We start from the raw sequence: 20,100 nt of genomic DNA on the forward strand, positions 1-20,100 counted from the left end.
GTGCATGACGTTTTCAAAAAGCGCCAGCGCCTGGCACAGAACGCCATAGCCATTAACAATGTGACCGAGACACTTAACCGCAACGTGCCGCTGGCGGAACAGACGCCGCAGAACCTGGCTCAGTTTATTTTCGCCGGCCGCAAGGTTTTCGGTGGTAAAGAGATTGATGTTGTCTCAGCCGAAGAACTGGCAACCGGTGCTTATCAGGACTGGACGCGCCAGCTTACTGCTGAGATCACGGCAGCCGGTGACGATGTGCAGAAGTTTTTTAACGTATTCGATCCCCGCATGGGGAAGTCCTATCAGCTGCAGTTGCTGAAAGAAATCTACGGCGAGGACACGGGCAACGCCGCGGCTAAGAAAGTTGCGAAGATTTGGGGCGATATCACTACCCGAGCCCGGCAGGAAATGAACGATAACGGATTTGATATTGGTTTGCGTGATGACTGGCACCTGCCTTACGTCGATGATGCCGATATGATCCGTGCTGCAGGTCGGGAAGAGTGGCTTAACACCCTACCGCCCGCCGAAAGGTTACAGGCGCGTGTTGCTGGCAGGATGCCGCCAGGCGACTGGGCGCGGCGCAAGTGGGTCGACGATATCTACAACACCCAGGACAGAACGCAGTTTGTTAATCCCTGACGGCTCGCCAATGAACGATGTTGAGTATCGAGAGGCGCTGGGAGTACATCTTCGAGAGTAAGGGGCCCACTGACGGCGGCGCAGAAGCTTGAGCCCGGCGCGTTCGGCTGGCACTGGCGGTATTAAAAATCGCGGTTCACAAAGCCGGCGTGCTGGGCGTTCAAAGATGCCGACAGCCATTTCAATTACATGGAAAAAATACACGCAGCAAACCTGTTGTTGGCGTGATGATGGGCCACCTGCAATCAGCCTCCCGTGACCTGGGCGTGGTTTAAAGCTTTTGGCCCCGATGCGGCCACTAACTTCCGACTGATTGCGGATCGCGTCTACCAGAAATCAGTGAGCATTACGGTGCCGCCCGCCCGGTAGAGAAAATGAAATAAAGGAGCCGCGGAGCTGGTCCAGGCGTATGTTTGACTCAATGGCGGGTCTGAATGGCGTCAACAGCACCAGCGTTTTCTCATCTGTTGTGGGTGGACTCCGTAATCTGATGACCTCAGCGATGCTCGGCTCAAGCGTGATTACGGCCACATCGGATCAGGCTGTGATGCGGGCGGCCGCCAGGCATTAGGTTTGACCGGAACGGGATGCGCCTGTCGCCACCACATTACGCAACCTGTTCAGTGGCGACGCCAAGCGCGCCAACGCCGAGATAGGTCTGATGGTTGATGCTCACTCGGCAGTGATATCGAAGATGGGCGGATTTGACCTGACGCGCGCATTACTGGCTGGTTCGCCGAGAAAACACTGAAATGGTCCGGGGCTGATTGCCATGGACCGGGCAAACAAGGCGGCATTCGGCCTGCTGATGTATAAAAACATCGGTGAGCTGACACGCCGGTTTGCCACAATCGGACGACCTAAAAGGAAGTGATAAGGCTTTACTGTCGCAAAAAGGCTGGAGCGCGCAGGACTGGTCTATCATGGCAGCGGGCAGATTTACGGCCAATGACCACAGGCGGCCACATGGGGATGACCCCTGATGCAATCTATGCTGTGCCGGATGCCAGGATTATGGAGATACTGGCACCGCAAATTGAGCGGCGTGCGCGCCGGTGCAGATGAGGCACTGGCCAGCCTGGGGGCTATGACAGATTCGCGTGCCAAAAACCTGCACCAGGCATATGACGCCGAGGTGAGCAGACCGTAACGCGTATGGTGCGTAACGCGCGGGCTGAAGCGGCTCAAAAACTACTGGGCATAACCCATGGTGAAATGACACAGGCCATCACCACGGCCACAGGCATTGACACATATACTCGGGATCAGGGTGGTGAGCTGCTGAAAAGTTTTATGCTGTTCAAAAACCACGCCTTTTGCTGGCTTCCGGCAGATGGTGACTCGCACTCAGGATTTGGAGCGCGTTCCAGCCTTGAAATTCTTTGCGGCATACATGGGAGGGACGATGATTACCGGCATGTTTGCAAACCAGATGAATGCGCTTTTATCCGGTAATGACCCGATTGATATGACTAAACCGGGTACCTGGGCGGGAGCGATGTTAAAGGGCGGCGGCTTTGGCATCTATGGGGATTTCCTCCTGCAGGACCATACGCAATACGGTTCCAGCATAGCGGCAACGCTGGGTGGCCCGAGTCTTGGGCTGGCAGAGTCATTAATGAAACTGCTTATCACTAACCCACAAAAAGCATTACAGGTGAAGATACGACGTTCGGAGCCGATGCCATTAAAACTGCCAGGATGATTACGCCTTTTGCAAACCTGTGGTATACCAAAGCGGTAACAAACCATCTTATCATTCAGCAGTTGCAGGAAATGGCTAACCCTGGTATAACGACCGCGTGAGAGACAGAGCGCAAAGCCAGTTTGACGTAACGAGCTGGTGGAATCCGGGCGACACTGCACCACGTCGTGCGCCTGACTGGGAAAAGGCAGTGGGAAAATGATGAACTACAAAAAATATAGTGATGAAGAGCTTTTGGAATTAAGAAAGAAAACTTATGATCGTTATGTTTCCATCAAAGGCCAAGGAGGCAATGATGTCATGATGTTTTTCTTATATGGCATTTTTGCTTTTGTTGGCGTACTAGTATGGGCGTTGGGCGAAGCGACTTCTGGCTACCCATTATGGGCAAAGGTACTCAACTATGTAATTGTGGCTTCGGGAGCAGCAGCGATTATGTATGCTAGGAAATTAGAAAACACTAGAAAATTTGAAAGAGATCATTGGCATGAAGAAATGGTAAAGATAGATTCTGAATATATATCGCGCAGGAAATAGCCCGCTTTCGCGGGCTTAATTCTATTTTGCCGCTAGCTGCGCAATGTATTGCCCATGCGTTGCCAGTTCTGCCAACAGCTTTCTGTGTTCTGCCAGATGCAGGCGGATCGCTTCAAGCTCACGCCAGGCTCCGGACACGTCATGGTCGTTGCTTGCCAGCTCTGCCAGTAGAGCATGCAGTTGCAGCCCTCGGCGGTTATCAGACATAAGAGCGGGATCACCTCGGCAGGACCAACGTCACAGTTAGAGTAGTGATACTGGTTTTCTCGCATTTCCTTCAAGATGACGGGTACGCCACTTTTCAGCAATGCGCGCAGCAGTCTTTTTGTCCGTTTCCTTTTTACCGCGTCGGGCGTCGGTAGCCTCATCGTTGATTCAGGTTCAGCCGGTAACAGATCAGGCTGACAATGGGCATACGTTCCGGTCTGGCGAATCGACGGCAGCACTTCGCTGGTCACCCATTTACGGAAGCGGTAGGGGATGGTGCCTTTGCGTACGGCATCCCTGCAACGGAGAATCAACGTATAAAGTCCTGACTCAGAAATGATAGAAATGCTCTGAGGCCCCATTCCTGGCTGACTGTCGGTTAAACCGACAGTGTCTTTTTCATCATCATCCAGTTTTAATAAAGCGTCACGATTGTTGGTTAACCCGAGCGCATCACAAACATCAGTGGCAAAAAACCATGGGTTTCCGTTAATGGTGAAGGTTCTGATTTTTGCTGATGACTCGAACTGGAAAACAGATGTTATGCGGGAAGTATTAGTCATGGTTCGTCTCCTGTAATTTGAGAGTCACCACCTGAGGTCTCAATCTCGCTGGTGGTGAGCTGAACAGGGTTGAGACTACCGGGATACAGGAAACCGGCCAACCTTTCGGTTGCCCCGCCCAGCCCACCATTGAGGTGTTGCTGAACCGCACGCATAAAAAAACACGCTAAGCGCGTGTCGTGCGCCTGTATCTGTCCGGGGTCTCAATCCCGGCACTGGATTTTGCCAGTGCAAAAACATCATGGCGCGAAGTGTGCAGAAAGTAAAGTTACCACATTGGTAATTAAAATGGAACGGTATTAGTAATTGCAGTAATGTTTTCAGCTTTTTTCTACACATTGCTTTAGGTAGGCCAGGTGGGTGAGCACCTCTGATTTCATCTTTCTCGTTGAAGTGACATAGTTGAAGAGGGCATTCACTTCATCCCTTGCGCCGCTTACATTATTTCCTTTTCGTTCCAGTTCCTCCAGCAGTTCAATTATCCTTGAGTTCTGCGTAAGCTTTTTAATCCCTTCATCACTATAGAGATTTTGAGTGTAAGTGTCGTTTCCAGGGTAATAATATTCAGCATTATTTTTCATGATTTTCGCCCTCCTGATAACACTGTATATTTACACAGTGTTTAGCGCAAGTTTTTGGACTCCGTTCTGGTCAATAAATTTCATCAATTAATGATTGAACGCCTATTACCCATTATCCATATATGCATGGAATGCGGTAGACTTGATCGATATTTCAACGCCCGGAGTAAAAAATGACCGTATCAACCGTAGTTAACCATGAGCAGTATGACGGCAACGGAACGACAACAACATTCCCTTACAGGTTTAGGGTATTAAAGAGCAGCCACATGGTTGTTACAGTCGTGGACACAGCGGGATTAGTATCTACGCTACAGCTCGGAACTGATTATGATATTACCGGCGTCGGTCAGGTAAGCGGTGGGAATGTCATACTGAAATCACCGTTGCAGGACGGTTGGAAAATATCCCTCGACCGCGATTTGCCTGCTGTACAGGAAACGGATTTACGCAACCAGGGCCGGTTTTTCGCTGAGACGCACGAAGATGCATTCGATTACCTGACAATGCTGATTCAGAGACTTGGAAGCCAGTTCAGCCTGTCATTAAGAAAACCCACTTTCATCGCCCCTTATTATGATGCCCTTGGCAATTTCATCCGTAACCTGAGAGATCCTGTCAACCCGCAGGATGCAGCTACCAAAAACTATGTCGATAGTCTGGCCGGGGGCAATCTCAGCAAAACCCTGAGAACTGATAACCCAATACCAGCTCTGCCGGGAATTAATCAGCGTAAAAATAAGCTGGTCGCAATGGATGAATCAGGTAATCCAATCATGGTTTTGCCTGCGTCCGGATCTGCATCTGATGTTATGATAGAACTGGCCAAGCCTACAGGGGCATCGTCAATCGGTTCGACAAATGGCAATGTGCAAACCGATATTGACGCAATTAATTCCACGCTGACCAAAAGAAACGCATTTGCCTACATTGAAGATTATGCGAACCTCGTTGTGTCTGACGACTGGTCAGATGCGATACAGGCTGCATTTAACACTGGAAAAGTGGTGGTTGGCATTACTGGCAAGACGTATAAGACAACAAAGATAATCAACACTAACGGACAGCCTTTTATTGGAAAGCTTAAAATTCAACTGGCGCGCACAACAATTCCCAATGCCACCGTAGAGGTTGAGTATACAAAGGCTGGTGAAGGTGAGTTTTCAGAGGCATTTACGTTCAGAGCGCTTACGACCTTTGTGAGTTGCTCAGAATTAAATCGATGGGGTTTAACACAATACTCCATTACTGTTATTTCGATAATGGCCCAGCAGATGTTAATGGCACAATTCCTCAGCTAATTAAAAACGCAGCAACTGCCGGTCTGAATGTCGTGGTCAACACAGAGAACAGCGTCGCTCACAATAATGGAACGGTAGCGCAGGTTGTATCTGCTGCAGATGGTTTCAGGAACGTAATTGGCTACAGCGTTATTGATGAGCCAGGCAGCAGAGGCATAAGCCTGGCAAATCAGGAATCAGCGATATCCACGCTTCGTGCCCTGACAAAGAAAAAACTTTTCTGCGTGGATTACCTGTGGGCCTATCTGAACACCTGGACCAAGCCGTGGTCGTATAATTATGATGTTTTTCTCGTTGACAGCTACAGCATGTATTATGCGTCTGGTGACCTGTCATCAAGGATAAACAGAGACCTGGGTAAAATGCGCACGGATTTAGGTGCCGCACTGAAAATGACAGGTAATGCAAAGGTCATACCCTGCTTTCAGGCCTATGTTGACCCCAACAGCAACCCTGTGGAAGCAAGGGACGGCACGTACTGTTTTGATGTCCCCCAGATAACCGGCGCTGGCAAAGTCTTTGGCAAGTCAGGTAATGGTGATTTTGCATGCTTCGTCTGGGATGCTAGTTTCAATGGCAATGTTGCCAATAACGCCGACCTTCAATCTATGATAGCTGATATAGTGAGCAGCTCAGGTAAGGGTCAGAAGTTCATCACCAATCCGATCATTTTCGGTGGTGTTGGCAGCGTTTACCAGCGGTCATTAAACGACATTGTTTCAAAGACAATAGCGAAAGATCCTGGCAATACCATTGATCCATGGCTGGGGGAGGGGCATGGCCGGTAAGGCTTATTACCGGATCAAGCGAAACACCTATTCGAACCACAACCGCCAACATCAACATATCAGCATAGGTTTCAATAAGTCTCGTAGCCACCTTATTACATCTCATAATGCCATGCTGTATGTCACAGGTTTCGGTGTATTTGAAAACTATGGTAACACCCTTACAGGTAGCGCATCTCTGGATATATTCACAACACCAGATGGCGGATATTTAGAGAACCTGATTTACAGTGGAGGAGTGACTTCTGGGCAGCCGTTCAGGTTTTCCAGCAAAACAACCAACAATTTTGATGGCGTTGGGGAGGACCTTGTTATCAGCCTCTCCCTGAGCAACGCATCTGACTTTATGGATAATTACCGCAGATTTGTTTACGGTATGTTTGTGTCAACAAACTGGTAGCTACTTCTTTATAAGCTCAAGGACGAGCCTCGGAGGTACAACTCTGAATGAAACTTTCTCACCAGGCTTTGCTTCGTTTATCATTCTTGCTCCCTCTCGCCAGTTCATATTTGGCAATGGACTAATAAAAAAGTTTAACGAAAACATAACCGCTGTCAGGGTACAAAAAACAATAGTAATGTATGTCTTAAAAGTACCGCGTTTAAAATTTTTAAATATCGCGACCGTCAATAATGAATATATCGCAATATGAATGTTAACGAAATATCTTTGACCCTCACCGTTTACCAATGTAGGAAGCTGTGGCATAGAGTCAGTTAATTGAGGCTTTGCCATTGAGAAGGCAAAAATCAACAGTGGAAGTGTGGCGAAAATTCTTGCCTGCCAGTTACCTTTTATAAATGTGTAAGCTACAGCAGAAATAAAGAATACATTAATGGAAATTGACAGCAGCTTGTTTTCCCACCCATATGATGCAAGATCCCACGGGAAGAAGGTATAAAGAAAAACGTTTGATGATAATATTGAGGACATCACGTCCATGCTAAACCCAAGTGGTGCTGATGACCTTGAACCTTCAAATGTTAAAAGTATTGTTGATACTTGCACAACGGCACAGAGAATCATTGCAATATAGGTTGGTTCAGTATAAAACTTAATAAAACTTTTTACACTTATGTTAGATTTGTTTTCGTTATAGTATTTGAAAATAGTCGACGCCAAAATAAAAATAATGAAAGGTCCGCTTAATCCCGACAGGATTACAAAGAATATATCATGCGCTTTCCATCCTGTGGTTTCAGGTTTTCTGGAAATGATGATCATCGCGACATAAAGCGATAAGTACCAGTGCGCGTTTGTTATGTTAGCGTGTACCTCTTGTATTCCTGGCATACAGAAAAAGTATGCAGATATGAGAGCCTTTGTGGTTATGTTTAGAAATGAGAATCTTTCCGTAAAAAGAAACCATACCAATATTGCTCTTAAAAGTATGCCAAAGAAATTAGCTACAAATGGTGCATATAATGGGTTTAAGAATGATGTAGCGCCGACAATAAGGGTGGAAACAGTCTGAAAATATCCATTTCGTGGGGTCAGCAATGAGTTTAAGAACCCGTTTTGATATGCATCCTTATACCAGAAAACAGCATCCTCAGCCCAGAACTGAGCATTTAACAATATATCTTCCCTTCTTGCCCACAAAAGCAAAAATGACAAGACTAGCACGAATGCCTTAAAGTAATTGCTTTTATAAATCCTTTCCATTTACTTAATACCTTTGTTAATTTTCTTCTTCAATAAATATCTAGGTCTGTCTTTAGTTTCAACATATATTCTACCAATATATTCCCCCAATACGCCGATACCAATTAGCTGGACACCACCCAAAAATAGTATGGAAACCAACAGAGATGGGTAGCCATGAACCGGGTTGCCGAAAGCCAGGGTATCAACAATCATCCATGCACCGTAAATAAATGACAGTGCAGCAATACCTAATCCTAAGTAGGTCCACATACGCAGCGGGAATGTAGAAAAACTTGTGATTCCTTCTAATGCAAGGTTCCAGAGTTTCCAGCCATTGAACTTTGAATTTCCTGCTATGCGTTCTGCTCTCGCATATTCTACAACCTCAACCGTTCCTCCTACCCATGAGAGGATACCTTTCATAAAGAGGTTACGTTCTGGCATCAGCTTTATGTGCTCGACAACTTCCCGTGACATAAGTCTGAAATCACCCACGTTTTCTTCTATTTTGGGAGAACTAATTTTGTTGTGTAATTTGTAGAACCATTCAGCACTCTTTCTCTTCATATGAGTATCTGATGCTCTGTCGTTTCTTTTAGCCAGGACAACGTCAGCGCCCGATTGCCACTTATCAATAAGCTTAGGAATAACGCTTACTGGATCTTGAAGGTCAACATCAATAGGTATGACTGCATCGCCAGTAGCATGCTCGAGTCCTGCAAAAAGCGCAGGTTCCTTTCCAAAGTTGCGTGTGAAGTTTAAATTTATTACGCGACTGTCAGAAGCAGCGAGTGCATTGATGATAGATTCAGTTGAGTCTGTACTGCCATCGTTTATGAAAACGATCTCAACATCTAAATCAGATAGCTCTTTCCTCACCTCTTGATAAAAGATGGGAATTGAATCTTCTTCGTTGTAGACAGGAACAATTAAAGATATTTTCATTTTTCATCCCGAAATACGATGAATTTAGAATAAAAGAAGCCCATAAAAAGACTTATCACAGAAAAAAGAATCAGAGTTATTATTGGGTTTAAGTTTAACTTATCACTCATTGACCCTATGGATGCCGCCATAGCACCCATAAACCCAATATATAAAAAGTATTTGCTAGTAGAAACTTTGCTTTTGAAAGTCACCTTTGCGTTTGCAAAAAAAGAAAAAGTAACTGCTAAGCAAAACGCAATAAAATTCGAAATGCTCTGATTACCTGATTGGCCGTAAAGAACATAGAAGGCGGCCCAGTGCAGCGCCGTGTTTATGATACCTACCGAGAAATATTTAGAGAATTTTTCAAGCATTGGCTGTTTATCGCGTGAGGTTTACCCAATCATACCACTTACCAATAAGGTAACAAAGCTAAGATTAACCTTAAAATTACCAATAACCCACATATGCATTATTGTGTATAGTATCGCCATTAACTACAGTGGAGGTGTGCTATGCACTATGCAGGTGGTTTCCATGACTGATCCTTTGTCCGTGACCGGCACAACCTCGGTGACTATTGGGTTGAGTGGATCGGCGTGGCTGGCTTTTTTTAATGGTGTCCCGCCTGAAGTTGTGCTTGGCGCGTTTTCTGGCTCGGTTATTTTCGTCACCGCTGCCCAGGAGTACCCGATCAAGAAGCGGCTCATTCTTGCCCTTGTCAGCTTCATCGCAGGCGTAATTGTTTCCCGCCCAGCTGCTTCTCTCATTATCGCAATCATTTCTAAATGGGCGTCCGTTTCGCCTGATTCGATAGAGATTAAGTCAGCTTATGCAGGTGCCGCGCTGATTATGTCAGTCGTGGCTGTAAGACTTTTGATGCATCTCTATAAGCGGTCGGGTGATCCTCAGGCAGCCTTAAAGAGAGGCTCTGATGATGACAAGTTATGAAGTGCTCCAGGCAATAAACGCAATCCTGTGCGGCGTGATTGCGCTCAGGCTGATGACGTTCCGCCGTGAGCGTTCTACGCATAAGCCAGCTGGTGGCTGGCTTGCTTACGCCATTATCGTAATCTGCGCTTCTGTTCCCATCCGTGTCGCCTACGGCTACCACGTCAGCACTGACTGGGCCGACCTCCTCATCAAAGTTCTGCTGTGTGGCGCGCTGCTGAAAACTCGCGGCAACGTCATGCAGCTTTTCACTATCGCTAACCGGGGAAAAAAACGTGAAAACTTCCGATAACGGCATTGCTTTGGTCAAAGCTTTTGAGGGGCTCGAAACAAAAGCCTATCCAGATCCGGCGACAGGTGGCGCACCATGGACAATCGGCTATGGCCACACAGGAAATGATGTTCGACCAGGCACCGTCTGGAATCAGGCGCAGGCGGAATCAGTACTGCGCACTGACCTGGCATATTTTGAATCCCTCGTCTCCAATGCGCTTACCACGACCATCAGTCAGAACCAGTTCGATGCGCTGGTCTCCTTCTGCTTCAACGTCGGCCCGGGTAAGAAGGGCGTCAAAGATGGATTGCTGGTTTTGAAAAACGGCAATCCGTCCAGCCTCCTGCGCCTCACTAATGCACGCGACTTCGATGGTGCTGCACGCCAGTTCAAATACTGGTGCAATGCGGCCGGCAAACCAATGAAAGGTCTGATCCGTCGCCGGGCTGCGGAAGCTGCTCTATACGGCGGGGCAACTGCTTCCGATGCGATAGCAATCGGCAAGGCGGCCGCATGATACCCGCCTTCCTCAAAGCCTACTGGAAACCCCTGACGGCCTTAATGCTGGTGGCAGGGGGTTATGGCTGGTCAATCACATAGGTTATTCGTCGGGTCAGGCTGATGCGAATCATGCCTGGCAGGAAAAATGGGATAAACGTGACAAGGCAGATGCTGAATCACGGCTGGTTTTCACCCAGGAGCAGCGACGCACTGAGCTGGCCCGCCAGGCTGCCATTGATAAATTACAGAGAGAAGCCGATGAAGAAAACCGCAAAGCTAATGCCGACCGTATTGCTGCTCAGCGTTCTGCTGACAGGCTGCAACTCGGTATCGTCGAAGCCATCACCCAGTTACAGCAGCGACGTGGCGGCGATACCGGAACTGCCAGCAGCGGGAAGGTTAGGCCAGTCTCCGCCGATCTGCTTGCCAACCTGTACCAAGAAATTGACGCAACAGCGGGAGAACTGGCGGAAGAGGCTGACAGGCGAGGCCGTATTGCCATGACCTGTGAAAGGGCTTACGATGCGGTACGCAATTCACGTCTCGACCGACCCGATAAACAGCCCAATAAATAGTCACTTTACTCCGGTGTCGGTATGGCAGACGGTATCGAATAAAAAGAAATCATCGTAAATTATAATTATCAATTACTTATGTTGGCAGTAAACGATTGAGTGGGAATGATTTACAGCCTTTTGCTGACGATTGACACCGATTTGTAAAATCCTTGAGCCATCAGCGATTGCTGGTGGCTTTTTCTTTTTATCGATTGTTAACGATTGCTGAAAGCCACAATTTACCGTCGGTGTTTTTGACGGTATGGCCGATCCGTTGTACGCTCCAGATCCTTTTTTACCGTTACCAGATTGGTAGCGGTGACGGTATTCGGAGCCGACCATGCTTACAGACACAAAGATAAAAAATCTCAAGCCGCGCGAGAAGGCGTACAAAGTCGCTGACCGTGAAGGGCTCTACGTATCCGTTCTGCCGGGCGGCACGATCTCATTTCGCTATGACTACCGATTCAACGGACGACGTGAAACCCTGACGATAGGCAAATACGGACCTGACGGTATCAGCCTGGCCGAAGCACGCGAGCAACTCAATGCCGCTAAAAAGCTCATATCCTCAGGCGTATCACCATCTGCGGCGAAACGTGACGGTAAAAAACAGATAGCCGGTGCCGACAGGCTTAACCATTTTACCGTCAGATATATGGAGCATGCCCGCCTGGCGGACAGTACGCGCGCGATGAAACAGGCTGTTATCGACAGGGACATCCTGCCCGCGCTGGGCAATAAACTGATGACCGAGATAAACACGGCGATGGTTCGTGACCTGTGCGACAGGATTGTGGCGCGCGGTGGCCGGGCAACAGCCGTTCAGGCCCGCGAAATCATCGCCAGCATTTACCGGTATGCGACTGACCGAGGTCATGAGTTCATCAATCCCGCCGAACGTATCCGGGCATCATCGATCGCTACGTTTGAGCCGCGCGTAACCACGCTTACGCCTGCTGAAATCGGGTTGTTCTTCCGCACGCTCGATGACGTTTCCACGATGGCTACGCTTAAACTGGCCGTGAAATTGCAGAGGCAAAATACCCAAACAAAAAGTGCCGACTGATCCCCTTCCAGTTTTCGACCGTACAGACCTATGCGCTGGAGTTTGGTGACGGTTATATGCGTGTATTCAAAGACGGCGGCCAGGTGCTGAATTCTGCAGGTGCTGTCTATGAAATTGCGACACCCTATTTGGAAGCAGATCTGTTTGACCTGAAATACACCCAGTCAGCTGATGTGATGACCATCTGCCATCCCAACTATGCGCGCCCGAGAATTACAGCGTTATGCGCACGATAACTGGGCGCTGGTTGAAGTCGTAACCAAAAACGGTCCCTTCGAAGACGTAAATAAATAAATCCGTAGTGGTATATGCAAGTGGTGAAACAGGAACCATCACGCTTACAGCAAGCAGTTCTATTTTTGGAACTGAGCAAAACGGAAAACTTTTTTATCTTGAGCAATCATCCATAGACAACATCCCAGTGTGGGAGTCCGGAAAACCAGTTACCGCTGGGATTGTTCGCAGGGCAGGCAACAATTATTACCGGGCCTCATACGCTGGCACAACTGGTTCATTGCGGCCATCCCATACTGAAGGCGTTTCTCTTGATGGCTGGGGAGGAACAGGAGAGGGATCAACAGGTGTTCCCTGGGAATATCTGCATTCTGGTTTTGGTATTTGTCGTATTGTTTCTGCAAATGGAACCACTGCTTCAGCAGAGGTAGTCTCACGCATTCCATCTAATGCTGTTGGCAGTGGTAACGGCTCTTATAAATGGGCCCGCTTCGCATGGAACAGCGCCAATGGCTACCCTGGCACGGTGGTCTATTATCAGCAGCGCCTTTTCTTCGCCGCATCACGCGCCGCACCACAAACCATCTGGTCGAGCCGGTCTGGAGATTATAAGGACTTTGGCAAAAGCTCACCCATTGCTGACGATGATCGCATTACTTACACATATGCAGGACGCCAGGTAAACGAAATCCGCCACCTGATTGATGTAGGATCCCTGGTTGCACTAATGTCTGGCGGCCAGTTCAAGATTAACGGCGACCAGAACAAGGTGCTTACACCCAGTTCGTTCTCTTTCAGCTCACAGGGGGCCGACGGCGCCAGTTCAACACCGCCCATCACAGTCAGCAATATCGCGCTGTTTATCCAGGAAAAGGGCAGTGTTGTTCGTGATCTGGCTTATTCATTCGACGTTGACAGCTATCAGGGAAGCGATCTTACCGTACTGGCTAACCACCTGTTTCAGGGTTATCAACTTACCGACTGGTCATTCTCTGTCGTGCCTTATTCGGCAGCCTGGGCTATTCGTAATGATGGCATGTTACTGACCCTGACTTACCTGCGTGACCAACAGGTATTCGCCTGGGCACCGCAGCCTACTGATGGGAATTTTGAGTCAACATGCAGTATCAGCGAAGGCACAGAGGATGCTGTTTATTTTACAGTGCAGCGGACCATTAATGGACAGTCTCGTCGCTATATTGAACGGCTTTCAACGCGGCAGTTCAGTTCAGATGTTGATGCTTTCTTCGTTGATTGTGGCCTTAGCTATGATGGCAGGAATACCGATCAATCACGCACCATGACAGTAGGCACCACCGACAGCACCTGGAAATGGTCATCACCTTTGACGCTTAGTGCCTCGGGTGTGGCCTATTTCACATCGGCCAATGTCGGTGAGGAAATTCACATTTCCTACCAGCAGGCAGAGGATGATGAGCTGGTTGATAAAGTCCTTCGGTTAAAAATCGGCGCCATTATTTCGTCGAACCAGGCTTCTGTCACCGCTAACCACGACATCCCTTTGATTCTGCAAAACCAGCCATTAACACAATGGAGCAAGGCTGTATCTCATTTTTCAGGGCTTGATCATCTGGAAGGTAAAACAGTCAATATCCTGTCAGATGGCAATGTTGAGCCGCAAAAGACAGTCACTGGCGGCGCAGTCGATATCAGTACGCCGGGTGCCGTCGTCCATATTGGCCTTCCTGTGACAGCTGAGTTTGAAACCCTGGACGTGAATATTACCGGACAGGAAACGCTGCTTGATAAAAAGATGATCATTTCTCAGGTTAGCCTGCTGGTCAACTCCAGCCGGGGAGTGTTTGCCGGTACCGACGGTAAAAATCTTTATGAGTATGCGCAGCGGGAATATGAGTTTTATGACAATCCTGTAGAGGATGCTACCGGCACGATCGATATCAGCATTGATGCTAACTGGGGAAAAGGTGGCCGCGTGTATGTTCGCCAGGAAGATCCGCTACCACTTTCAATCCTGGCTGTAATCCCGTATGTGTCAGTGGGGGGAAGATAATGCCAGAGGTTTCGATAGTAGCCGCCACGCCGGAGCATGCCGCTGATCTTGTCTCAAACGTGAGACAGGCCGACATAGAAGAATTTGAATCAGGCTGGTCAATGACGCCTGCGCAGGTACTGGACTATGGCCTTGCCCGTTCAGCATTTTGCTGGGCCGGGCTGGTGGATGGCGAGGTGGTGGCTGTTTTTGGTGTGACGCCCGCGAGTATTTTAAACCGGTTATGGAACGCCATGGCTGATTGCCTCAGACAAGCTTGAAAGCCATTCCACGCGCTTTTATCCGCCACAGCCGCCCTTTACTCGCTGGCATCCTTGAGTCATTCCCCCGTCTTGAGAATTATGTAGATGCCAGAAACATTGCGGCTAAACAGTGGGCTGCACTGGCTGGGATTCAAACTTGATGAACCAGCACCGGCCGGACCAAACGGCATGCTGTTTCACCGCTTCACCCTGAGAGAAAATAATGTGCGGACCCGTTGCTATCGGTGTGGCCATGCTTGCAGCTACTGCAGCATCTGCTTACAGCCAGCGCCAGCAGTCGAAATATCAGTCAGAGCTTGCCAACTACAATGCTGACCTGCAGGAGAAATCCGCCGACGCCGCAATAAATGCTGGTAACGCGCAGGCAGATCAGATGCGTGCCCGGGCGCGTCAGCTTTCAGGGAACGCAGGCGGCGACTATGGCAGCCAGTGGCGTCGACCTGGGCGTGGCACAGCTGTGGATATTTTGGCGACACAGCGCAAATGGGTGAACTTGATGCGCTGACTACAGTGAACAACGCAAAAGCACAGGCGTATGGCCTCCAGACGCAGGCCGCTGGTAACCCGTTCACAGGCATCAGCACTGAGTTCTTTTGGAAATCAGCAGGCGGGTATGACGTTGCTCAATGGGCGCTGGTGCTTATTCAGGATATACGTCAGCAGGTGGTAAAAGCCCGTTCTCATCATCTTCGTCTTCGGCGTTCCACTAATTCAAGCGCATTTGGCGGACTGAAAAGCATCGTTACGGCAGCAACAGCTTTACCTTTTAAGGACTGAAACTATGCCAACGGTACCTACGTATAACTCCAGGCAGACCAGTGACAGGATTACCAGCCCACAGGTAAGCGTCCAGACCAGCCCTGATAATTTCGGGCGGCTGGCAGAACCGGTAACCGGATTGCCGGTATTCTTGCTGATGAACAGCACAAGGCGAATGTTGCACAGAGCCAGAATGCTTTGCTTCAGTTCCAGTCTTTCGCTGAGGATCAGTTCAATAACACTGACAACGGTCTGTACACGAAGCAGGGTAAAAACGCAGTAGGTCAGTCAGAACTGTCCTGTCTAATATCCGTGGGAAAGCTGAAGAACTTGCGCAGCAGGTGCCGGATCAATGCGGCCGCAGTTCATGCAGCAGATTAATCAGGCCGGTATGCAGTACAAGCGCCAGGCTAACACGTATGAGATTGGTCAGGTTAAAGAGTACGAGGAAGGCCAGTTTAAGGCGTTGCAGCAGGCCACAGTGACACCGCCAGGGACAGTACAACGACCCGCAGGCATTTACTGCGACCGTGAAGCAGGGTTTTACAGCGATAGACCAGTTCGCTGACGCTCATGGCTGAGTGATGAAGAGCGTGCCAGCGCCAAAAATAAACTGAAAGAGCAGTCTGCTGATGGTGCGCTCTCCGCCGCGTCGACGCAAACTATATGGACTTCATCAGCCGGAACGGTGAGCCGGGGGATTATGCCGGCGCGGTACGCGTTTCTGGTTCAACCGGTGATGCGCGGGGGCTGCGTAATAATAACCCTGGCAACATTGAAGCCGGTAAAAACACCTGGGACGGGCAGACCGGAAGTGACGGCCGCTTGCAAAATTCGTTACCCCTGAACACGGTATCCGCGCGCTGGGTAAAAACCTCATGTCATATGGCAGTCAGGGATACGATACTGTCAACGAGATCGTAAACCGATGGGCGCCCGCCAGCGACGGCAACAACACAGCGGCCTATGTGAAAGCGCTGTGCAGTCAGCTGGGCGTAAAGGCTGATGATCAACTGAACCTGACAGATATTAACGTACTCAAGAGTCTGGCAACTGGCATCGTCAAACATGAAAACGGCAGCGTGCCATACAGTCCCGATCAGCTTGATACCGGGATCCGTGCCGCTCTTGGCTTGACAGCACTGGATACACCCAAAGCGTTACACCGGCAACGCTGCTTTTGATGCTGCTTCGCCAGAGGCGCAGGCCGCGTATCTCCGCCAGGCAAAATCAATGCAGGCCAGGCGCAGACACAGCTTAAGGCGCAGCTTACCGATCAGCTTCCGATGCAAAAGCCGCCTACATGAAAGGGTAGAGTTCAGTAATCCACCATCACAGGAGCAGCTGATTGCCGCATGGGGTTACCGCGAGGGCACGCAGCGATTCAACGATCTGCAGAATGACCGTGTTGCCGGTCAGTATATCGGCTCTTTCCGTACCATGCCGACAGCCAGCATTCAGCAGTATGTTGCCGGGCTTAAAGCCGAGTTAGGGAACGGTGAAGGATTTGCCAGCCGTTCGGGCGCTTATGACCACGTTGCCGCCGCAGCTAAGCAGGTCATTTCCATGCGCGAATCCAACCCCTATCAGGCCGCCATGGACATCGGGGCATACAAACCGATCACCGGAAGCAGCCCGGCGGACATTACCGCAGAAGTGAAAAACCGCGCAGCGGCATCGGGTCAGCTACAGCAGATTGGCATTAATGCTCCAATCCTTTCACGGGAAGAGGCGGCAAACGTCAGCAATCAGGTTCGGGGCACCACGGATGTCAATCAGTCGATCTCGCTTTTACAGAGCTTTGGCCGCAATCTGCAACCTGACGCCCTGCGCAAAGTCGCCTCAGCTATAGCGCCTGACAGCGCAGCAACAGCGTATTCAGCGCTAATCCTTGGCATGCCAGATAATCAGTATGACAACCGATCTCCTGTCATCCCATACAGTCAGTTTGTGCCTTACAAGCCAACGATGAATAAGTATGACGTGGCTAAAACCATCCTCCAGGGCGACCAACTGATAAACCCAACAAAGTCACAGAAAGAGGCTGGCATCAGCCCGGTCAAGTTGCCGTCGGATGACAAGCTGAAACAGACCTTTGATGATGCTGTCGGTTCATCGTTCTCGCATAACCCTCAGGCGCGCCAGATGGCATGGTCTATCTATAAATCTGCCTATGCCGGACTGGCTTATACCAATGGTGACAATGACGGCGTGAACACCAAAAACGTTGACAGTGACATTGCTGAAAAGGCTGTGCAGATGGCAACCGGCGGGGTGCTCAAAGGCTTCAACGGTGGTGATGTGGTGATGCCCTTCGGCATGGATAAATCGACGTTTAAGGATAAATACACAGCGGCAGCCGGCGAGGCATTAAAGGCCGCCGGACTCAATCCGGCCGGGCAGAACAATTTTATTCCGGTTAACGTCGGTGACAGTCAGTACCGGCTGGTGACCGGCAGCGGGCGCTGGGCGACAGACCCACGTACCGGCGCGCCTGTAACAGTGAGGATCCAGTAATGTCTGACTTATTTTCACTGGCCCCCGAGGGGCAGGTGTGGGCAGATAATCAGGCAGCGGCAAAGCCAGCACAGCCTGACGATTATGATCCCAGGTGGTATGCGGGCAATGGCTCCGCGCTTTTCCGTGGTGCTGCAGAGGGATCTATCGGCCTGTTACAGACCGGTGTAGAAGCCGCAAAGCTTTCCCCTACCTACAGCAGCCTGCGCGGCATCGTGCCAGATTTGGATGAGGTGGTAGACAAGAACTTGCCGAGGTTCAGAAATCGCTCAACGATGCGCGTGAGGCCGTCAAACCAGCGCCAAACAGCCAGGGTATCGCGGCTGATATCCTTGAAGGTCTGGGCCGCTTCGCTCCAGCCATTGCTGCAACTGCTGCGGCCGGTCCGGTAGCGGGTGGCGCAGTTGCGTTCGGCAGCAGCCTGGAATCCACAAGACAGGATTTTCTGGCCAAAGGGGTCAATGAAGATACGGCCGGAACGCTGGCGCTTGAACAGGCCAGCGCAGACGCGCTTGGAATGGCGCTACCCGCCGGGGTGGGTGCCAGACTGGCGACAAGATTACTTTCCGGTGTGGCTATAAATACGAGCTTTGGAGCGGCTAACCGTTTTGCCCTGGGTGAGACGCTGGAATCCAGTGGCTATGATGAACTGGCTAAGCAATATCGTGTATGGGATAAGCAGGCCATGCTGGTGGATGGTGTGCTGGGCGCAACGTTTGGTGGCGTACATCACCTCACGGCACAGCGCGCTGACACTGCACTGGCTGATACGCAGTCAACATCGCCAGACACGATCAATACCGAATCGCCTACAACATCGGCTAACGACGCGCCTCCGGTTGCCGACACGGTGCCCGCTCAGCCAGAAATTACCTACGAGTCACGCATGGCAGAGCTACAGCAGCTGTCTGATCAGGTGCTAAGTCGGGGTGACCGTAAGGCGCTTTCGCAGCAGGTTTATGACCTGCAATACCAGCATGACCAGGCGACTGCGCAGTTGCAGCAGATAAAGGACACGCCATTATCAGGCAGCGGAAAAGCACTGGCGCAGGCCCGCGCACAGCGTACTGCACAGGTGAATGAGCTTGATATGCGCATAGGTCTGCTTAAAGAGCAGATTGATCAGCGCGGTGCAACCCTGGCCGACAGCAGTCCGGGCGGCAGGTTCTACGATGCCCGCTCTGATTTGTCACGCATAGAGCAGGGGCTGATCCCCGAAAGCATGCGCGGCCTGGTACCGGAAGCGGGTATTAAACCCAGTGATGTAGATGCTGCCCATGTGATGAACGAGGGGCTTTATTACGATCTTGAATCCTCACCAGTGGTGCATGCAGATAATGCAAGCCTGAACAGTCATGTAGCAGCTATGGATCAGGCATCGCGTCAGCTGATGTCTGGGGAGCCTGTTAACGTATCAGAGCAGGTCCGCTCTCTTGCCGGTGTTCCCCATCCTGACGCTATCAGCGCAGGCGAGGCGCAGCGCGCCACCATGGCAGAAATTTACCGCGATAACGGTATCCCCGAGACGACCCGGGCGCTACAGGATAATCCGGCACCACAGGTGAGGGATGACAGCGCCTTCACTTCGGGCCGCCAGGCTGAAACTGTGGCCCGGAGCAGGTCAGTATCGATCCTGACTCGGGTGAAACGCTTTCATCCAACAGCTTCGACCTGATGATGGCCCGTGACATGTCACGCCTTAATGATGAAATAACCGTAAGTCATCCCGATACAGGGGAGCAGGTAAGCCTGGCACAGGCACTGGCTGACCTGGATAATCAACTGGCTACTGTGCAGAAAGAATCGAACGTATACAGCGTGGCCGCTACCTGCTTCCTGAGGAACTCATAATGAAACAAGCCTGTGTTGATGCTATCACCCAGACGCTGGGCCGCCAGCCCAAAGCAGATGAACTTAAAAACATCGAAGACCGGATTAAGGAAGCGGTGCGGCAGGTATCCCGTACCAATGCCAAAAACGGTAAAGGGGTATCCCTGACGCTGAGACATACAAGCAGGCCGCAGATCTTGTTGCCCGCCGCGTT

21 protein-coding genes and 5 pseudogenes are annotated in these 20,100 nt (G+C 50.1%); 21 read left to right on the plus strand and 5 right to left on the minus strand.

Going from position 1 to position 20,100, the window contains the following annotated elements:
* Positions 1 to 2,549, plus strand: a pseudogene (locus tag GC087_RS25950) (hypothetical protein); the annotation flags it as partial.
* Positions 2,546 to 2,884, plus strand: a complete 339-nt coding sequence (locus GC087_RS25650; protein ID WP_324030157.1) for a hypothetical protein — start codon at positions 2,546 to 2,548, stop codon at positions 2,882 to 2,884. The pseudogene GC087_RS25950 and the gene GC087_RS25650, both read left to right, overlap by 4 nt.
* A 32-nt stretch (positions 2,885 to 2,916) precedes the next feature.
* Here the strand turns inward: GC087_RS25650 and GC087_RS25655 are convergent, their stop codons facing one another.
* Entirely contained in the window at positions 2,917 to 3,654 is a 738-nt protein-coding gene (locus GC087_RS25655; protein ID WP_324030892.1) for a BRO-N domain-containing protein, read from the minus strand.
* Between the two features lie 320 nt (positions 3,655 to 3,974).
* Positions 3,975 to 4,235 carry a hypothetical protein gene (locus GC087_RS25660; protein ID WP_324030160.1) on the minus strand — a complete coding sequence of 87 codons (261 nt, stop codon included), beginning with the start codon at positions 4,233 to 4,235 and terminating at the stop codon, positions 3,975 to 3,977.
* A 173-nt stretch (positions 4,236 to 4,408) separates the two neighbouring features.
* Between GC087_RS25660 and GC087_RS25665 the strand changes: the two genes are divergently transcribed.
* The 3 genes from GC087_RS25665 to GC087_RS25675 are packed head-to-tail and all read left to right on the plus strand — an operon-like array spanning position 4,409 to position 6,724.
* Positions 4,409 to 5,536: a hypothetical protein gene (locus tag GC087_RS25665; RefSeq protein ID WP_324030893.1), complete on the plus strand. Its 1,128-nt coding sequence runs from the start codon at positions 4,409 to 4,411 to the stop codon at positions 5,534 to 5,536.
* Entirely contained in the window at positions 5,458 to 6,324 is an 867-nt protein-coding gene (locus GC087_RS25670; protein ID WP_324030894.1) for a hypothetical protein, read from the plus strand. Before GC087_RS25665 ends, GC087_RS25670 begins: the two co-directional genes overlap by 79 nt.
* A complete protein-coding gene (locus tag GC087_RS25675) occupies positions 6,314 to 6,724 on the plus strand; it encodes a hypothetical protein (RefSeq protein WP_324030895.1) in 411 nt (136 codons plus the stop codon). The genes GC087_RS25670 and GC087_RS25675 overlap by 11 nt, the downstream gene beginning before the upstream one ends.
* On the opposite strand, the gene GC087_RS25680 is transcribed toward GC087_RS25675, so the two are convergent.
* The 3 genes from GC087_RS25680 to GC087_RS25690 are packed head-to-tail and all read right to left on the minus strand — an operon-like array spanning position 6,725 to position 9,273.
* Positions 6,725 to 7,990: a glucosyl transferase gene (locus GC087_RS25680; RefSeq protein ID WP_324030162.1), complete on the minus strand. Its 1,266-nt coding sequence runs from the start codon at positions 7,988 to 7,990 to the stop codon at positions 6,725 to 6,727. It abuts the gene before it with no gap.
* Positions 7,991 to 8,917 (minus strand): glycosyltransferase family 2 protein, encoded by a 927-nt coding sequence (locus GC087_RS25685; RefSeq protein WP_324030164.1) that lies wholly within the window; start codon positions 8,915 to 8,917, stop codon positions 7,991 to 7,993.
* On the minus strand, positions 8,914 to 9,273 hold the full coding sequence (locus GC087_RS25690) for a GtrA family protein (RefSeq protein WP_324030165.1): 360 nt from the start codon (positions 9,271 to 9,273) through the stop codon (positions 8,914 to 8,916). Before GC087_RS25690 ends, GC087_RS25685 begins: the two co-directional genes overlap by 4 nt.
* A gap of 163 nt (positions 9,274 to 9,436) precedes the next feature.
* Between GC087_RS25690 and GC087_RS25695 the strand changes: the two genes are divergently transcribed.
* The 16 genes and pseudogenes from GC087_RS25695 to GC087_RS25770 all read left to right on the plus strand — a co-directional run.
* Positions 9,437 to 9,850, plus strand: a complete 414-nt coding sequence (locus GC087_RS25695; RefSeq protein ID WP_164482412.1) for a putative holin — start codon at positions 9,437 to 9,439, stop codon at positions 9,848 to 9,850.
* The gene (locus GC087_RS25700; RefSeq protein ID WP_246871098.1) at positions 9,834 to 10,142 is read left to right on the plus strand and encodes a phage holin family protein; all 309 of its coding nucleotides are present in this window, start codon (positions 9,834 to 9,836) and stop codon (positions 10,140 to 10,142) included. The genes GC087_RS25695 and GC087_RS25700 overlap by 17 nt, the downstream gene beginning before the upstream one ends.
* Positions 10,126 to 10,641 carry a lysozyme gene (locus GC087_RS25705; protein WP_324030168.1) on the plus strand — a complete coding sequence of 172 codons (516 nt, stop codon included), beginning with the start codon at positions 10,126 to 10,128 and terminating at the stop codon, positions 10,639 to 10,641. The genes GC087_RS25700 and GC087_RS25705 overlap by 17 nt, the downstream gene beginning before the upstream one ends.
* Before the next feature lie 79 nt (positions 10,642 to 10,720).
* Positions 10,721 to 11,200 (plus strand): DUF2514 family protein, encoded by a 480-nt coding sequence (locus GC087_RS25710; protein WP_324030904.1) that lies wholly within the window; start codon positions 10,721 to 10,723, stop codon positions 11,198 to 11,200.
* 322 nt (positions 11,201 to 11,522) lie between these two features.
* Positions 11,523 to 12,215, plus strand: a pseudogene (locus GC087_RS25715) (tyrosine-type recombinase/integrase); the annotation flags it as partial.
* Positions 12,206 to 14,517, plus strand: a pseudogene (locus GC087_RS25720) (hypothetical protein); the annotation flags it as partial. The pseudogenes GC087_RS25715 and GC087_RS25720, both read left to right, overlap by 10 nt.
* Positions 14,517 to 14,978 (plus strand): annotated as a pseudogene (locus tag GC087_RS25725) (hypothetical protein); the annotation flags it as partial. The pseudogenes GC087_RS25720 and GC087_RS25725, both read left to right, overlap by 1 nt.
* A gap of 4 nt (positions 14,979 to 14,982) precedes the next feature.
* Complete coding sequence (locus GC087_RS25730) at positions 14,983 to 15,285, plus strand: hypothetical protein (protein WP_324030905.1); 303 nt, start codon at positions 14,983 to 14,985, stop codon at positions 15,283 to 15,285.
* Entirely contained in the window at positions 15,264 to 15,557 is a 294-nt protein-coding gene (locus GC087_RS25735; RefSeq protein ID WP_324030896.1) for a hypothetical protein, read from the plus strand. The genes GC087_RS25730 and GC087_RS25735 overlap by 22 nt, the downstream gene beginning before the upstream one ends.
* Positions 15,558 to 15,891: 334 nt before the next feature.
* On the plus strand, positions 15,892 to 16,107 hold the full coding sequence (locus GC087_RS25740; protein ID WP_324030897.1) for a hypothetical protein: 216 nt from the start codon (positions 15,892 to 15,894) through the stop codon (positions 16,105 to 16,107).
* A 310-nt stretch (positions 16,108 to 16,417) separates the two neighbouring features.
* A complete protein-coding gene (locus tag GC087_RS25745; protein WP_324030898.1) occupies positions 16,418 to 16,723 on the plus strand; it encodes a hypothetical protein in 306 nt (101 codons plus the stop codon).
* Positions 16,724 to 16,772: 49 nt separating this feature from the next.
* Positions 16,773 to 18,056 (plus strand): hypothetical protein, encoded by a 1,284-nt coding sequence (locus tag GC087_RS25750; protein ID WP_324030899.1) that lies wholly within the window; start codon positions 16,773 to 16,775, stop codon positions 18,054 to 18,056.
* Positions 18,056 to 18,448: a hypothetical protein gene (locus GC087_RS25755; RefSeq protein ID WP_324030900.1), complete on the plus strand. Its 393-nt coding sequence runs from the start codon at positions 18,056 to 18,058 to the stop codon at positions 18,446 to 18,448. The genes GC087_RS25750 and GC087_RS25755 overlap by 1 nt, the downstream gene beginning before the upstream one ends.
* A 125-nt stretch (positions 18,449 to 18,573) precedes the next feature.
* Complete coding sequence (locus GC087_RS25760; RefSeq protein ID WP_324030901.1) at positions 18,574 to 19,731, plus strand: hypothetical protein; 1,158 nt, start codon at positions 18,574 to 18,576, stop codon at positions 19,729 to 19,731.
* A 14-nt stretch (positions 19,732 to 19,745) separates the two neighbouring features.
* A complete protein-coding gene (locus tag GC087_RS25765) occupies positions 19,746 to 19,907 on the plus strand; it encodes a hypothetical protein (protein WP_324030902.1) in 162 nt (53 codons plus the stop codon).
* A pseudogene (locus tag GC087_RS25770) lies at positions 19,907 to 20,100 on the plus strand (hypothetical protein); the annotation flags it as partial. The gene GC087_RS25765 and the pseudogene GC087_RS25770, both read left to right, overlap by 1 nt.

It is taken from the genome of Pantoea sp. JZ2, from assembly GCF_035191405.1.
GTDB classification, from domain to species: domain Bacteria; phylum Pseudomonadota; class Gammaproteobacteria; order Enterobacterales; family Enterobacteriaceae; genus Pantoea; species Pantoea stewartii.

Bases quoted from the DNA above. Each gene is read 5' to 3' on its own strand.
- GC087_RS25650 (WP_324030157.1), top strand. From the start codon at position 2,546: ATGATGAACTACAAAAAATATAGTGATGAAGAGCTTTTGGAATTAAGA.
- GC087_RS25665 (WP_324030893.1), top strand. From the start codon at position 4,409: ATGACCGTATCAACCGTAGTTAACCATGAGCAGTATGACGGCAACGGA.
- GC087_RS25745 (WP_324030898.1), top strand. From the start codon at position 16,418: ATGTCATATGGCAGTCAGGGATACGATACTGTCAACGAGATCGTAAAC.
- GC087_RS25675 (WP_324030895.1), top strand. From the start codon at position 6,314: ATGGCCGGTAAGGCTTATTACCGGATCAAGCGAAACACCTATTCGAAC.
- GC087_RS25750 (WP_324030899.1), top strand. From the start codon at position 16,773: ATGCAGGCCAGGCGCAGACACAGCTTAAGGCGCAGCTTACCGATCAGC.
- GC087_RS25660 (WP_324030160.1), bottom strand. From the start codon at position 4,235: ATGAAAAATAATGCTGAATATTATTACCCTGGAAACGACACTTACACT.
- GC087_RS25765 (WP_324030902.1), top strand. From the start codon at position 19,746: ATGTCACGCCTTAATGATGAAATAACCGTAAGTCATCCCGATACAGGG.
- GC087_RS25740 (WP_324030897.1), top strand. From the start codon at position 15,892: ATGCGGCCGCAGTTCATGCAGCAGATTAATCAGGCCGGTATGCAGTAC.
- GC087_RS25735 (WP_324030896.1), top strand. From the start codon at position 15,264: ATGGGTGAACTTGATGCGCTGACTACAGTGAACAACGCAAAAGCACAG.
- GC087_RS25670 (WP_324030894.1), top strand. From the start codon at position 5,458: ATGGGGTTTAACACAATACTCCATTACTGTTATTTCGATAATGGCCCA.
- GC087_RS25695 (WP_164482412.1), top strand. From the start codon at position 9,437: ATGACTGATCCTTTGTCCGTGACCGGCACAACCTCGGTGACTATTGGG.
- GC087_RS25685 (WP_324030164.1), bottom strand. From the start codon at position 8,917: ATGAAAATATCTTTAATTGTTCCTGTCTACAACGAAGAAGATTCAATT.
- GC087_RS25690 (WP_324030165.1), bottom strand. From the start codon at position 9,273: ATGCTTGAAAAATTCTCTAAATATTTCTCGGTAGGTATCATAAACACG.
- GC087_RS25730 (WP_324030905.1), top strand. From the start codon at position 14,983: ATGTGCGGACCCGTTGCTATCGGTGTGGCCATGCTTGCAGCTACTGCA.
- GC087_RS25700 (WP_246871098.1), top strand. From the start codon at position 9,834: ATGATGACAAGTTATGAAGTGCTCCAGGCAATAAACGCAATCCTGTGC.
- GC087_RS25655 (WP_324030892.1), bottom strand. From the start codon at position 3,654: ATGACTAATACTTCCCGCATAACATCTGTTTTCCAGTTCGAGTCATCA.
- GC087_RS25760 (WP_324030901.1), top strand. From the start codon at position 18,574: ATGGCGCTACCCGCCGGGGTGGGTGCCAGACTGGCGACAAGATTACTT.
- GC087_RS25755 (WP_324030900.1), top strand. From the start codon at position 18,056: ATGTCTGACTTATTTTCACTGGCCCCCGAGGGGCAGGTGTGGGCAGAT.
- GC087_RS25680 (WP_324030162.1), bottom strand. From the start codon at position 7,990: ATGGAAAGGATTTATAAAAGCAATTACTTTAAGGCATTCGTGCTAGTC.